A 13,849-nucleotide genomic window follows, 5' to 3' on the forward strand; every position below is an offset into this window, starting at 1 on the left:
ATTGATCAGACTATACCATAGGGACTATTCGACCGTCAAGACGTGGATTGGTACTATCTGATGCTCAGTACTAAACGTAAAGTCATTGAGCTGTGATAAAATGTTCAACTTGGTTTAACATGACATCGCGGATCGCGGTGTCTGGGGCTGTTACCTGGGTGCTCACCATATCGGGCACCATTGCATATATCACGGAGATCGTGCTATGGAGGCATATTAATGGCGCAACAAAAGGTACTCGTCACCGGCGGGGCGGGGTTTCTCGGTATCAATCTGATTCGGTATCTTGTCGCGCGCGGCTATGATGTGGTGTCGCTGGATCTTGAGGAGTTCACGTATCCCGATATGCGCGACCGCATCACGGCGATTAAGGGCGATATTCGCGACATGGCGACGGTCGATCAGGCGATGCAGGACGTGGACTTCGTCGTCCATACGGCTGCCGCGCTGCCGCTCTACTCGAAGGACGATATCTACACGACCGATGTGATCGGCACGCGCACGGTGCTGGAAGTCGCGCTGCATCACAATGTCCAGCGGGCGATCCATATCTCGTCGACGGCGGTGTACGGCATTCCCGATCACCATCCGCTCTATGAGAACGATCGGCTGGAGGGCGTGGGTCCATACGGGCAGGCCAAAATTCAGGCCGAGATGGTCTGCCTGGATTATCGCGCCAGGGGCCTGGTTGTGCCGATTCTGCGGCCCAAATCGTTTATTGGGCCAGAGCGGCTGGGCGTGTTCGCGCTGCTGTACGACTGGGCGCTTGATGGGCGGAACTTCCCGATGATCGGCAGCGGCAACAATCGCTACCAATTGCTCGACGTGGAGGATTTGTGCGAGGCGATCTATCTGACGATGACGCTGCCCGACGATGTCGTTAACGATACCTTCAACATCGGCGCGGCGGAGTTCGGCACGATGAAACAGGATTATCAGGCGGTGCTGGATTACGCGGGCTTTGGCAAGCGGATCATCGGCTTCCCGGCGGCTCCGGCGATCTGGGGGCTGCGGCTGCTTGAGTTTCTGCGGGTTTCGCCGCTCTACAAGTGGGTCTATGAGACGGCGTCCAAGGATTCGTTCGTGTCGATCGAGAAGGCCGAGCGCAAACTGGGCTTTCGACCGAAGTATTCGAACAAAGATGCGCTGCTGCGGAACTTTAAGTGGTATATCGAAAACCGCGCGCAGTTCGAGTCGCAATCGGGGATTTCGCATCGGGTGCCGTGGAAGCAGGGCGCGCTGGCCCTGTTGAAACGCGCCTTCTAGCGCCCGCGCATCGCTCTGCCCGATCGCAGATGCCACAGAACGACATCTGCGATCGGGTGAAGCCGGTTCTCAGTAAATTCTTAGTTTACTTTCTTTAACTACTCACTACAATGGATCAGTGATCGCTTAGCTGGATTCTGCTATCATATAGCCGCTGTGTTTCACCCACTCACAACTGAGCTACCCAAGATCGGCTACCAGTGGTTCGCGCGAACGCTCCGGGCCGTAGGTCTGTGCCTGCTGATCGGCATGCTGGTCGGCAGCGGGCCGTGGGCCTGCTTTGTCCATTGTGTCATCGCCGGGCAGACACACGCCGCGCATGACTCGCGCGCGTCGCATCATGTGCCCGCTGTGCGTGCCGCAGATGACCATGGACGGGTAGTTTCGACCAGCGAGCGCGGCGATCATGCGCTCTGTGATGATCTGATGGGCCAGTCGTCGGAGCTGCTGCCCAGCGCGCTGACGATCGGCGTGGTACTGGCGATCAGCCTCATACCGCAGATGTTTGCCATCGGTCTGCGGCGGCTGGATCTGGCACCGCGTCTCCGCCTCCTTTCACTACCGCCACCCCGCGATCCTCCCCGTATCGCCAATAGCTTCGGATAGTCGGCTACGTTTTTCCAGGCGCGCTGCGCCCGTACCTCGTCGTTCATATCCTTGATCGTTGGACTGATCCGACGGTCCACATAAGCTATTGAAGTAACCTTATGAAGCACGCACACTATGCCCGCGCCCTGATGCTGGTCGCCCTGCTTGTCGGCGGACTGTTCGGCGCTACGCAAGCCTCGGCCCACGAACGTCGTGAGGTTGGCAAGTACGAGTTTATTGTCGGCTTTCTGAGCGAGCCCGCGTTTGAAGGCGAGCTCAACGCACTGTCGGTGCGAATCACCAACGCCGAGACAAAGCGGCCGGTCGAGAATCTGGAGAAGACACTCAAGGCGCAGCTTGTCTTCGGCGCGGAGCAGCGCGACATGGAGCTGACGCCGGTCTTCCGAGATCCGGGCCACTATAAGGCTCACTTCTACCCCACAAAGTCGGGCGCGTACACGTTCGGCTTCTTTGGCGACCTCGAAGGCGCGCAGATCGACGAGAAGTTTACGTCGAAGCCCGGCGGCTTCAACGAGGTTCAGGCTCCCGCCGCGCTGCAATTTCCGGCCAAGGTTCCCCTCAATGCCGAGCTTGGCAGCCAACTTACGGAGGCTCAAACCGGGCTGCGCACCGCGACGCTGCTGGGCAGCGGCGGTCTGCTGCTTGGCCTGATCAGCCTGACCGTGGCGTTCATGGCGCTGCGCGGTCGTCGCGCATCCGCCGTGGTGAGTGATCCCTCGATCGCGCGGTCGTCGCGGTAGCAGCAGTTTCTTGTCAATCCGGCTGGTACGTGTGCGGCAGGAACAAAGCACTGCCGCGCACCCGATTCCGAGTTATAGACCGGTCGAGGGATTGATCATATGCACGAGCCGGTTTGTCCTCGATAAAGGTTTGTTGGTGATATTTTGATGCGACGATTGATCTTTGTGCTGGTTGGCAGCTTCCTCTGTCTTTCGATCTTTTTCCCGTACAGCACACGAGCGCACGCTAATCTGGTCGAGTCGACTCCAGCGGCGAACGACGTGATCGCGCAGGCTCCAGCGACGGCACGGCTGCGGTTTAGCGAGCCGCTGGAAGCGTCGTATAGCCGCGTGGTGCTGCTCAACGTGGAGCGCGGCCCCGTCAGCACCGCGCAGAGCCGGGTCGCGCCCGACGATTCGTATGTGCTGCTGCTCGACCTGCCCGCGCTTCCCGAAGGGCAGTATGTGCTGCAATGGCGCACGCTCTCTTCGGCGGATGGGCATACGCTGGAGGGTGTGGTGCCGTTCGCGATCGGCGATCCGGCGGCAGCAAACGCGCCGCTGCTGCTCCCGCCGCCCCCGCCCGATCCGCAGGCGCTCCCGCCCGCCCTGGACGTAGCAAGCCGCTGGCTGACGGTGCTGGGCCTATCGCTGGTTGTCGGCAGCGCGATTTTTGGCTGGCTGGTCTGGCAGCCGATCGCGGCAGGCGATGCTGTCTCAGAGCGGCTCCGGGCGATGCTGCGCTGGCTGGAGATCGGAGCGGCCCTGCTTGCGCTGCTGGGGACGATCGGGATGCTGGCCCTGGCGGCGAGCAGGACCGGGCTAGGGGTTATGGACTTGATTGGCGGCTCGCGCGTTGGGCTGATCCTGGCGCTCCGTCTTGGGCTGGTGCTGGCGCTGGTTGTAGCGCTCTGGCCGGAGCTTCGATCCCGCCGGGCGCTCACGCTGGCTCTTGGCTGCGCCGCGCTGCTGACAATCAGCCTGTTGAGCCACAGCGCCGCGCCGCGCACGCAGGATAACCCAGCGGTCAGCAGCATCTTTACCGGCCTCGCGATTGCCTTCGATTTCGTCCATCTGCTGGCGACCGCCGCCTGGGTCGGTGCGCTGCCAGCGCTGCTGCTGGGTCTGCTCCTCATGCGACGGAGCGACCAGGACACGCAGCGGGCCAGCCCAACGCTGCTGGTCGCGCGCTTCACCGCTCTGGCGACCGCCGCCGTGATCGTGCTGGCGGCGACCGGCAGCTACGCGGCGCTTCAGCAGATCGGGCAGGTGCGCGAGCTGTGGACGACGACCTACGGCCTGGCGCTGACGATCAAGCTCGGCCTGTTTCTGCTGCTGCTGCTGCTCGGCGGGTATAACCGCTGGCGTGTCGCGCCCGTGGTGGATGATGCTGAGCGGGGATTACCTGCCGGCCTGGCGCATCTGCGGCGAAGCGTGCGGATCGAAATTGGGGCAGGCGTGGCGCTGCTGCTGGCAGTCGGGGTGCTGACCAGCGCGACACCGGCGCGGGATGTGTTGAGTCAGGCGCCGGGGTATATCGCCAGCGCCGCGATCGACGAGGCAGCCGTGACGCTACAGGTTGTTCGCGGCAATGTCGCGGGCGACATCTATGCGGTCGATGTGCGGGACCTTCCCGCAGGCGTTCAGCCGGAGGTCTTTGTCCGCGCGTCGATGCCCGCGCACGGCATGGGCGAGCAAGAGATCCAGTTGCGAGAGGTCGAGCCGGGGCGCTGGGGCGGGCGGGCCGCGCTGCTGACGATGCAGGGCGCGTGGAGTGTCGAGACGATCGTGCGCGCGAGCGGCATGAACGATCTGCGCCATACCTTTACGGTCGATACGACCACGCTGAAGCGTGACTCCGCGCCGAGCGCCGGGCCTGCGCTCTGGGCGGTGCTGCTGGTGATCGCGCTGATGGCGGCGGCGCTCAGCCAACTGCCGCTCCACCGACGCTGGCAGGGGCGGCTTCAGATGAGCAGCCTCGCGCTGATCGGCGGCGCGTTTATCGCCACGACGCTGCCATACTACTTTGCGCGCGCTACCGCAACCGAGAATCCGCTGAGCGCGACGCCTGAGGTGCTGGCGGCTGGCAGGCAGATCTACCAGCAGAATTGTGTGAGCTGTCACGGCGAAACCGGGCGCGGCGACGGACCCGCGGCGCGCTCGCTGCCGGGGCTGCCCGCCGATTTCACGCAGCAGCACTTCGTGACGCACACCGACGCTGAGATCTTCGGCTGGATCAAGAGCGGCAAGCCCGGCACGGTCATGCCAGCGTTTGGCGAGGATCTGAGCGATGAGCAGATCTGGCAGGTCGTCACCCATATCCGTGAGCTTTCCAAGGGCGGCCAGCAGTAGCGCGCAGAAAGACTCAGGGAGTGTCGGCTGCCTGGACCTGTCGATCTTGGCTACGCCGCCTCTGGCCGCTGCGCCGCTACAATCGGTGGCTCCGAGAGCATCTCCGGCGATGGGCTTGCTGCGACCTGGAGCGCTTCGACGATCTGGGCTGCCAGCGCCTGCCGCCGGGCGATCAGGTTTTGGGCCAGCGTGCGGTGCCGCGCTCTGATCCAGTTCGACTCCAGCGCCTCGCGCAGCTCGCGCCAGGCTTCGCCCCAGCGCAGCGCGCAGTACGCCAGCAGCGGCGCTGCCAGGAACAGCAGCATGGCCGCAAGCCAGCCCCAGAAGAAACCGACCAGGATCGCCGCGAGCAGCCAGCCGAGCAGCACCAGCGCCGATCCGACGATCAGCTTGCCGGTGCCGAGCAGCGTATCGTGGCGTCCAACCATCGGCGGCGAGACGAAGCCGGATAGCCGGTACGGGCCGTAGCTCAGGATCGATCCCGCCAGGGCCAGCGGCAGGCTCAGCAGCAAGAACATGATCTGCCTGATGATTCGTCGGGGCCGTGCCGCAGGTAGCTCCAGATCCCACGGATCGTCGATGCCCAGCGTGCGGAGCGTGCGCACGTAGCGCCGCGCCTGCTGCGCCAGCGCCGCCGCCCGCCCCGGATCGGTCGCGACCAGCCGCCGGTAGGCCGCGAGCAAGGTTGCGGCCCGCTCGTGCTGCTGCGTCAGGCTGAGCGGCGGCCCGCCCGGCGTGGTCCAGGCGGCGATCATCGGCATGCCCGTCAGCAGCTCCGCGTTCTCCGCTTGCAACACGACCGTAGCGAGACTCGCGCCGATACGCTCGGTTAGCGCCTGGACCGCCTGGCGCGGCTGTGCTGCATACGTGGCCGCGTACTCGGCGAGGCCGAACGGCTCTCCGACGACCAGCAGCGCCGCCGAGCGAAATTGTGTTTTGCGCTGGTACCACAGCCCGACCGGCACGATCCGCACGTCAAGCTGCCAGTCAGCCTCCGCCGCTGCGCCCAGCGCGATCCGCGCCGCGCCTGTCCGCAGCGGCAGCAATCGCGTCTCCGAGTGCGTCGTGCCTTCGGGGAAGAGCGCCAGGGCCTTCTGCTGCCGGAGCAGCCCCCGACAGCGGGCGAAGGTCGTCTCGTTGCTCGCCAGGCTATTGCCCCGCGGCCCGCCCGCAAGACCGCGATCCCGCTGTCGAAAGACCGGCAGCGCGCCGAACGCATCCATGCAGAGCCGTCCCAGCGGATTGGCAAAAAAGGTGCTCTTGGCGAGAAACGAGATCGGACGCCTGATCTGCACCATCAGCAGCAGCGGATCGAGCAGGCCGTTGGGATGGTTGAGCACAAAGATGACCGGGCCGCTCTCCGGCACGCGCTCGCGGCCCCGGATCTCGATGCGGGGATAGAATAGCTCGACCAGGCACAAAATAGCGAAGCGGATCGCACGATGCAGCATAGATCAACCTTTATAACGCTTGTCACACGGCAGACAAGATCGAGGTGTACGGGCCAGGTTTGAGGGTAGCATGTACTTGGTTTAGCAGCGCCGATCACTCAGCCAGCGTTTGTACGTTAGGATGATCGATAGGAAGGAAGGACGATCATGCGGCTGGGTCTAACCTCGGTAAACACTTAGTGTGTTGTCATAATGTGGGCTGCCTCCTCGATTGCCTCACGCGAGACGCGACCTTGAAATCCTTGCACGATGTCGTCGATTGTTTCACCAGCCGTCAGGCGCTCAAGCACGCCTGTAATTTCGATGCGTGTATATTTGAACGTTGGCCGCTCTCCACAAACCCCGATCGCCCGGACGACGTATTGCCCAAGGGGATAGTAATGGTACGGCTCGCCACCAACCATTTCAGTGACTTGTGTTCGCATATGGTTTGCTCCGCGTACAGCCTGTACGTGTTCTGATTGATCTAAGAGTTTATAGCACAACCGGACGGTTGTAAAAATCGAAGTTTGATTGGTATCGCTTGTTTATCATAGCATGGCTCGCAACCGCCGAACAGCGCTTTGCTGTGTGTGGCGGTAGCTGTCACACCGCGCAGCTATGCTCAAGTCAGCACAGTTGAGCGCGGGTAGGTGGCTGTTCCAAAGGGATACCTTAAGTTGTCCGAAAGGTGGATGCGGCTGCGCATGAATAGGGGTATCATACACATACCGAGTCCTAGCCGCTCTCATCTCAACATTCGACGGCTCCGCTGCATTCTAGGCCGATCCGGTGACATGCAACTCAGCACGCGCGGATCGGCTCTTGTATGCCAACAATCAAGCAAGTGGACAAGGAGGCTGTTGTTGGTTAACAGCGAATTTACGATCGCCGGAACGTATCGCTACGACTACCGCTCGCCGGTACGCTGGATTATAGCGCACCTCGTGCGCTATCCCTGGCTGCCGATCGTGGTGGTGTTTGCGAGCATCTCCGAGGCCGCGCTCTTCTCGGTCGCGCCGGTGCTGGTCGGGCAGGCATTCGATCTGATGAACTCTCCGCAGCGCACCGTGCAGGCGCTCCTGGGAATCGCCGGGCTGATCTTCGCCTCGCGCGCGGCGCAGGGCTTGCTTGGCCTCGTGAGCGCTTGGACGATCGAGGTGCTGGCGCAGCGGATCGAGCGCGACGCCCGCGACGAGCTGGTGCGCAGCCTGCTCGGCAAGTCGCAGACCTTTCATAATCGCCAGCAGGTCGGCGACATTATGGCGCGGGCAACCAACGATGTGCGCCAGCTCAACCCGATGGTCAATCCCGGCATCAGCCTGATCTTTGGCTCGATGCTGAACCTGATCGTGCCGATCGTCGCGATCGGGATGCTCAACGCGCAACTGCTGATCGCGCCGCTGCTCTTCACGGCAGCCTTTCTGGTCGCGCTGCGCCGCTACACCCAGCAGCTCAACCCCGTCGCGGGCGCGTCGCGCGGTCAGTTCGGCGTGATGAACGCGGGCCTGGCCGAGGCGGTGTCGGGGATCGAAGTGGTCAAGGCGTACGCCCAGGAGCAGCAGGAGCGGGCCAAGTTCACGACGAACGCGCGCAAGTTCCGCGATCTCTTTGTTCAGGAGGGCGAGATCCGCGCGCGCTATCTGCCGCTGCTCTTCTACGGCGTGATGTATGGCGGCGGCTTTGCCCACGCGCTGTGGCTCTACCGCCAGGGCACGATCGAGGTCGGCACGATCATCGGCTACATGGGCCTGCTCGGCGTGCTGCGCTTCCCGACGTTTATTTCGATCTGGAGCTTTGGGCTGGTGCAGATGGGCATCGCGGGCGCTGGCCGGATCTTGCAGTTGATCACCGCCGAGACGGAGCTGGACGAGAACGAGGGCGGCGTTGCGCATCCGATCAAGGGCGCGCTGGCGTTCGAGAACGTATCGTTCGGCTACGGCGAGAACCTGATCCTTGAAGATCTGAGCTTTAGCGCGACGCCCGGCGAGACGATCGCGATCGTCGGGCAGACCGGCGCGGGCAAGTCGACGCTGACCAAGCTGGTCAATCGCACCTACGACGCGACCAGCGGGCGGGTCTGTGTCGACGGCATCGATGTGAAGGAGTGGAGCCTGCACAGCCTGCGCTCGCAGATCTCGACGATCGAGCAGGATGTGTTCCTTTTCTCGCGGACGATCGCCGAAAACATCGCCTTTGGCGCGCCCGGCACGGCCACGCGGGAGCAGATCGAGCAGGCGGCGCGCGAGGCGCAGGCCCACGAGTTTATCATGAGCTTCCCCGAAGGCTACGACACGGTGATCGGCGAGCGCGGCGTGACGCTTTCGGGCGGTCAGCGGCAGCGCATTGCGATTGCGCGGGCGTTTCTGACCAATCCGCGCATTCTGATTCTGGACGACTCGACCAGCGCGATCGATAGCGCGACCGAGGATCAGATCCAGCGCGCGATGCGGCGAGTCTTACAGGGCCGCACCACGCTGCTGATCACCCATCGGCTGTCGCAGATCCGCTGGGCGGATCGCATTCTGGTGCTGCGTAGCGGCAGGCTGGTGGCGCAGGGTACCCACGATGATCTGTTGCAGACCAGCCCGGCGTATCGGCGGATCTTCGCCCAGTACGAGGAGGACCGCGCGCCGTCCGCTGTGCCCGATCGGCTGGTGATGACCGACTAGCGCCGTTAGCAGGTCAAGCGTACCATCACGAAAGGAGAGATGGCCGCACTCCATCGCTGCGCTGATGGATCGGGCCAGCACCTATGGGCTTCTTCATGGATGGGTTGGAGGCGGAAGCCTACGACCGGAGCTATAACGATCGGGAACTGATCGGTCGGATCGGACGGTATTTCCGCCCGCACGCGCGCACGATGGTGACGGTGGCCTTGATGGTCGTGCTCGGCTCGCTGATGGAGACGGGCGTGCCGATCCTGATCTCAGCCGGGATCGATCAGCTTGCGGCAGATCCGCGCGCCGAACTGCTGGGCGGCTTTGCGCTGGCGGTGCTGGTGCTGAGCTGCTTCTCGTGGGCGTTCAACTACGTGCGCCAGCGCTACTCGTCGCGGGCGGTTGGCGATGTCGTGCTGGCGCTTCGGCAGGATGCGTTCACCGCCGTCACCGACCGCGATCTCTCGTTCTACGACCAGTTTCCATCGGGGAAGATCGTCAGCCGGGTGACATCGGACACGCAGGATTTCGCGACGGTCGTGACGCTGACGATGGATCTGCTGAGCCAACTGCTGATGGTGCTGATCATCGTGGTAGTGCTGCTGTCGATCAATGTGACGCTGGCGCTGCTGAGTATGGTGATCGCGCCGCTGGTGGTGATCGCCGCGCTGACGTTTCGCGCCGTCGCCCGCCGCACGATCCGCCGCTCGCAGCGCTCGACCGCGCGGGTCAACGCGCTGATCCAGGAGTCGATCAGCGGCATCGGCGTCTCCAAGAGCTTCCGGCAGGAGGGCGCGATCTACGATGACTTCAGCCGGGTCAACGCTCAGGCATACGCGGTCAACCTGCGCACGGGCTGGACCTTCAACACGATCTTCCCGGTGCTCGACGTGATCGCCGGTCTGGGCATCGCGATCGTGGTCTATTTCGGCGGCCTGCGCGTGCTCGACAGCGGCGTGTCGCTCGGCGAGTGGTACCTGTTCGTGCAAAGCCTGGCGATCTTCTACTTTCCGCTGACCAGCATCGCCTCGTTCTGGTCGCAGTTCCAGCAGGGCTTATCGGCCAGCGAGCGAGTCTTTGCCCTGATCGACGCCGAGCCGAAGGTGGTGCAGACCGCGAGCGAGCCAGTGGAACAACTGCGCGGCGAGATTACATTTCAGCATGTGATGTTCGCCTACAACGCGGAGTCGATCGTGCTGCCCGATTTCTCGCTGACGATCCCGGCAGGCCAGACGCTCGCGGTCGTCGGGCATACCGGCGCGGGCAAGTCGAGCCTGGCGCGGCTGATCGCGCGCTTCTACGAGTTCCAGGGCGGGCAGATTTTGGTCGACGGGCGCGATATTCGCAGCTTCGATCTTCAGTCGTACCGCCGTCATATCGGGATCGTGCCGCAGGTGCCGTTCTTGTTCGCGGGTACGGTCGCCGATAACATTCGCTACGGGCGGCCCGACGCGAGCGACGAGGAGGTCGCGCATGTGGCGCGGCAGATCGGCGGCGGCGAGTGGGTCGATCTGCTCGAAAACGGCTTGCAGACCGAAGTGGGCGAGCGCGGCGCGAAGCTGTCGATGGGCCAGCGCCAGCTAGTCGCGCTGGCGCGGGTGCTGCTCCACAATCCGTCGATCCTGATCCTCGACGAGGCGACCGCCAGCGTCGATCCGTTCACCGAGGTGCAGATCCAGGCGGGCCTCGATCTGGTGATGGCCGGGCGGACCAGCATCGTGATCGCCCACCGGCTTTCGACGGTCAAGCACGCGGATCGGATCATCGTGCTGCAAGATGGGCGGATCATCGAGTCGGGCGATCACGCGGGGCTGCTGGCGCAGGGCGGGCACTACGCCGAGCTGTATAATACCTACTTCCGTCACCAGTCGATCGAGTACATAGAGCAGGTCGGGCAGTTGCTCGCGTGAGCCGATTCAAGCACCACGAAACCTCGCGGCGTTCAAGCCGCGAGGTTTCACGCTTTGCTTTGCTGTCACGCTTACATGCCGTCAGCGCTCATCTCAACTGCGGCTCAACATTTGCCAGCAGCTTCCCGCGCACCTCGCGAGTCGTCGCGTTATCAACCATCGGCGTCAGCGCGCCGCTCTTGCCGATCTGGTAGCGCCCTTCGGGAGAGATGGTCAGCAGCACGCCGGTGCTGCCACGCTCCAGCAGCAGGAGATACTGCTCGCCCACCTGATAGAACGGATCGCCTTCGAGCACGAACGGCTGGGTCCGTGTGGCGTTCTGCTCGATCCCGCCGGTCTGCTTGAGCGTCACGGTCTGCCCGGCGCTCAGGTCGCCCTTGTACGACTTGAGCACCCGCAGTGTCACATGGCGTGCCGGCAGCCGATCGACGATCCCGTCCTTCATGGTGATCACATCGTCCGGCCCCTGCTCGGAGGCCAGCACCTCGGCCTTGATAATCAAGCCCGCCTTCTGTCGGGCCTCGGCAAAGCTCTTGGGGCTATGCGCCCAGCTTGCGTGGACGGTGAGGACGGAGGGCTCCCTGGTGAGGACGAAGAGCTGCGCGATCATCGCCAGCGCGAGAACGGTCGTCGCACTCCAAAAGATGCGTGTTTTCATATCGGGCTCCTTTCGATCCTGGTTTGCGGCTTGATCCGAATGCACGGGCTAGTGATTGCCATCGTAGATATTGTTGACGTCGCTCCAATTGTGCGGGACCGTGTAGTTGATATTGTTGTAGTAGGTCATGCCCATGCAGCCATCGTTGGAGTGCGTCAGACCAAGCAGGTGCCCGATCTCCTGGCAGAAAACGCCGCGTCGGTAATAGCCGCCGCTGCCGGCGTACTTGGTATTGAGGATCGCGTGCCCGTGCGTTGTATGATGGTGCGTGCCCGTCCAGTACGTGTCTACCCAAACTGCCAGGCCGCCCCAGTTGGTGTCGTAGTAGCCATCGAAGGCGTGAAATCCCACGTGAGAGGAGTAGGGATCGAAGCTAATATGGGTATTGGAGCCCCAGTCCTGTCTGGCGTCTGTAGCAGCCTGGTGGTATGAGTCGGCACCGTTGTAGAAGTTGATGCTCCGTCCGCTTTCGTTGTTCCAGTGCCGCTTCGGATCGTACTGGTGGGCGAGAGTCTGGCTAGCCAACAGCACGTTGCCTAACAACAGGAGGGTGATGACTACCGAACCAGCGACTCGTTTCATGGAGTGCCTCCTTTGGGCTAAGACCGGGCCGATCCAAGACCGCTACGGCTCAGGTGCCTGTACGTAGCCGGGCTATGTTCGATACGGTAGCTGCACTGTACAGCAGACCAATGAACAGCGCCTGTATAAAAGAGATGTGAATCTTTAAAAAATCTTAAGATCTTAGAGCAGCACGCTTCAGACGAGGATGCTCATGACCAATCGACAGCCGCTCAGCCATGTGCTCCGTCAGTTCGATCTCACCGCCGAGCCTGCGGCGCTGCCTGGCGGCACTACTACCACATTTCGCGTCGGCGATGTTGTGCTCAAGCAGATTCAGGAGACATCGCTCGAAAATAATCACTCGGCTCAGCTCATTCAGTGGATCGCCGATCTTTCGACGCGCGTGGAGGCTGCCGGTTTTCGCCTTCCGCAGCCCGTCCCAACCGTCGATGGCGCGTGGATCACCGCCGACGGCTGGACCGCGTGGAGCTTCCTCGAAGGTCGTCACGCCGCGCCCGCCGATATTCCGGCCTGCATTCAGGGCATCCTCGCGCTGCATCGGGCGCTCAAGCCGATCCCGAAGCATCCGCTGATGGACGACAATCGTACGCCGTGGGGCCGGGCGCACCGCTGGTGTTGGGCTGAGCAGCCTGATCACGTGCAGCCGCAGCTTCGCCCGCTGCTCGATCGGCTGTACGCGCTGCGCCGACCGATTCATGGCCTGGAGTGGCAGCTTATGCACGGCGATCTCAACCCTGAGAATATCTTGATCGCGCCCGGTGTGCCGCCAGCGTTCCTCGATTTCTCGCCATTTTGGGGGCCGCCGGAGTTTGCCCTGGCGATCTTCGCCAACTGGATCGGCCCGCGCCGTGGCGATGCCTCGGTGCTGGCCTACTTTGAGGACGTTCCCGCATTCGATCAGCTTCTGATCCGCGCCGGAATTCGGATGCTGCTGGTGATGGCCGCGATCGACAAGCTTGAGGATTGGGCGACGTGCTTCGAGAGACGCGCCGCCGAGATGATCGTGGCGTATGTCATGGGCATAGGCGAACACGCGAACAGGCGCTAGAACAAGGGATCAGGGAACACGCGCGTACGCGGTTGTTCTTGGTTCTATGATATAGTTATCCAGGCATTTCTCCGGCACACGCATCTGTTTTGTCCTCAGGGAAGCATCCGTGCTGCATCCCGTATCGTGCCCTGTACCCCGTGATCGGATCGATAATTGAGGGAGAACCTCAGGAGGATCTGTGTGGAAGCCAAACTGCACGCATTGAAAACGCGCCTGATCGAAATCAACGATCTTCAGGCCTCAGCCGCGCTGCTCTACTGGGATCAGTCGACCTACATGCCTCCGGGCGGTGCTGCCGCGCGTGGCCGTCAGATCGCGACGCTGAGCCAGCTTGCCCATGAGAAATTTACCGACGATACGATCGGCAAGCTGCTCGACGATCTGCGCCCCTACGAGCAAAGCCAGCCCTACGACTCCGACGAGGCCAGTCTGATCCGTGTGGCGCGGCGCGACCACGAGCGTGCGGTGCGCATGCCCGCGTCGTTCGTCGCCGAGTTTTCCAGCCACTCCTCGCTGACGTACAACGCCTGGACCAAGGCCCGACCGGAGAACGATTTTGCGGCGGTGCGGCCCTACCTCGAAAAGACGCTTGAGCTGAGCCGACAGATG

General features: G+C 62.7%; 12 protein-coding genes. 8 read left to right on the forward strand and 4 right to left on the reverse strand.

What is annotated here, in order from left to right; genetic code table 11:
* The first annotated feature begins 219 nt into the window (after window positions 1-219).
* The 4 genes from VFZ66_23900 (at window position 220) to VFZ66_23915 (ending at window position 4,946) form a co-directional block, all read left to right on the forward strand.
* Window positions 220-1,266, forward strand: a complete 1,047-nt coding sequence (locus tag VFZ66_23900) for an NAD(P)-dependent oxidoreductase (protein HEX6292252.1) — start codon at window positions 220-222, stop codon at window positions 1,264-1,266.
* A gap of 156 nt (window positions 1,267-1,422) precedes the next feature.
* Window positions 1,423-1,872 carry a hypothetical protein gene (locus VFZ66_23905; GenBank protein ID HEX6292253.1) on the forward strand — a complete coding sequence of 150 codons (450 nt, stop codon included), beginning with the start codon at window positions 1,423-1,425 and terminating at the stop codon, window positions 1,870-1,872.
* Between the two features lie 101 nt (window positions 1,873-1,973).
* Window positions 1,974-2,615, forward strand: coding sequence for a hypothetical protein (locus VFZ66_23910; GenBank protein HEX6292254.1), 642 nt, complete (start codon window positions 1,974-1,976; stop codon window positions 2,613-2,615).
* A gap of 147 nt (window positions 2,616-2,762) precedes the next feature.
* Window positions 2,763-4,946 carry a CopD family protein gene (locus VFZ66_23915; protein HEX6292255.1) on the forward strand — a complete coding sequence of 728 codons (2,184 nt, stop codon included), beginning with the start codon at window positions 2,763-2,765 and terminating at the stop codon, window positions 4,944-4,946.
* 50 nt (window positions 4,947-4,996) lie between these two features.
* Here the strand turns inward: VFZ66_23915 and VFZ66_23920 are convergent, their stop codons facing one another.
* Window positions 4,997-6,397 (reverse strand): lysophospholipid acyltransferase family protein, encoded by a 1,401-nt coding sequence (locus VFZ66_23920; GenBank protein ID HEX6292256.1) that lies wholly within the window; start codon window positions 6,395-6,397, stop codon window positions 4,997-4,999.
* A gap of 176 nt (window positions 6,398-6,573) precedes the next feature.
* The gene (locus VFZ66_23925; GenBank protein HEX6292257.1) at window positions 6,574-6,822 is read right to left on the reverse strand and encodes a DUF433 domain-containing protein; all 249 of its coding nucleotides are present in this window, start codon (window positions 6,820-6,822) and stop codon (window positions 6,574-6,576) included.
* A gap of 420 nt (window positions 6,823-7,242) precedes the next feature.
* Between VFZ66_23925 and VFZ66_23930 the strand changes: the two genes are divergently transcribed.
* Window positions 7,243-9,048 (forward strand): ABC transporter ATP-binding protein, encoded by a 1,806-nt coding sequence (locus tag VFZ66_23930; GenBank protein HEX6292258.1) that lies wholly within the window; start codon window positions 7,243-7,245, stop codon window positions 9,046-9,048.
* A gap of 83 nt (window positions 9,049-9,131) precedes the next feature.
* Window positions 9,132-10,946, forward strand: a complete 1,815-nt coding sequence (locus VFZ66_23935) for an ABC transporter ATP-binding protein (protein ID HEX6292259.1) — start codon at window positions 9,132-9,134, stop codon at window positions 10,944-10,946.
* An 88-nt stretch (window positions 10,947-11,034) separates the two neighbouring features.
* On the opposite strand, the gene VFZ66_23940 is transcribed toward VFZ66_23935, so the two are convergent.
* The gene (locus VFZ66_23940; GenBank protein HEX6292260.1) at window positions 11,035-11,604 is read right to left on the reverse strand and encodes a hypothetical protein; all 570 of its coding nucleotides are present in this window, start codon (window positions 11,602-11,604) and stop codon (window positions 11,035-11,037) included.
* 48 nt (window positions 11,605-11,652) lie between these two features.
* Window positions 11,653-12,186 carry a hypothetical protein gene (locus VFZ66_23945; GenBank protein ID HEX6292261.1) on the reverse strand — a complete coding sequence of 178 codons (534 nt, stop codon included), beginning with the start codon at window positions 12,184-12,186 and terminating at the stop codon, window positions 11,653-11,655.
* A gap of 193 nt (window positions 12,187-12,379) precedes the next feature.
* On the opposite strand from VFZ66_23945, the gene VFZ66_23950 reads away from it, so the two are divergent.
* Together VFZ66_23950 and VFZ66_23955 are read left to right on the forward strand one after the other, a co-directional pair.
* Window positions 12,380-13,237: a phosphotransferase gene (locus VFZ66_23950; protein ID HEX6292262.1), complete on the forward strand. Its 858-nt coding sequence runs from the start codon at window positions 12,380-12,382 to the stop codon at window positions 13,235-13,237.
* Window positions 13,238-13,420: 183 nt separating this feature from the next.
* The coding region (locus tag VFZ66_23955; protein ID HEX6292263.1) for a carboxypeptidase M32 at window positions 13,421-13,849 on the forward strand (429 nt) is incomplete at its 3' end.

Source organism: Herpetosiphonaceae bacterium (assembly GCA_036374795.1).
Taxonomy (GTDB): Bacteria; Chloroflexota; Chloroflexia; order Chloroflexales; family Kallotenuaceae; genus LB3-1.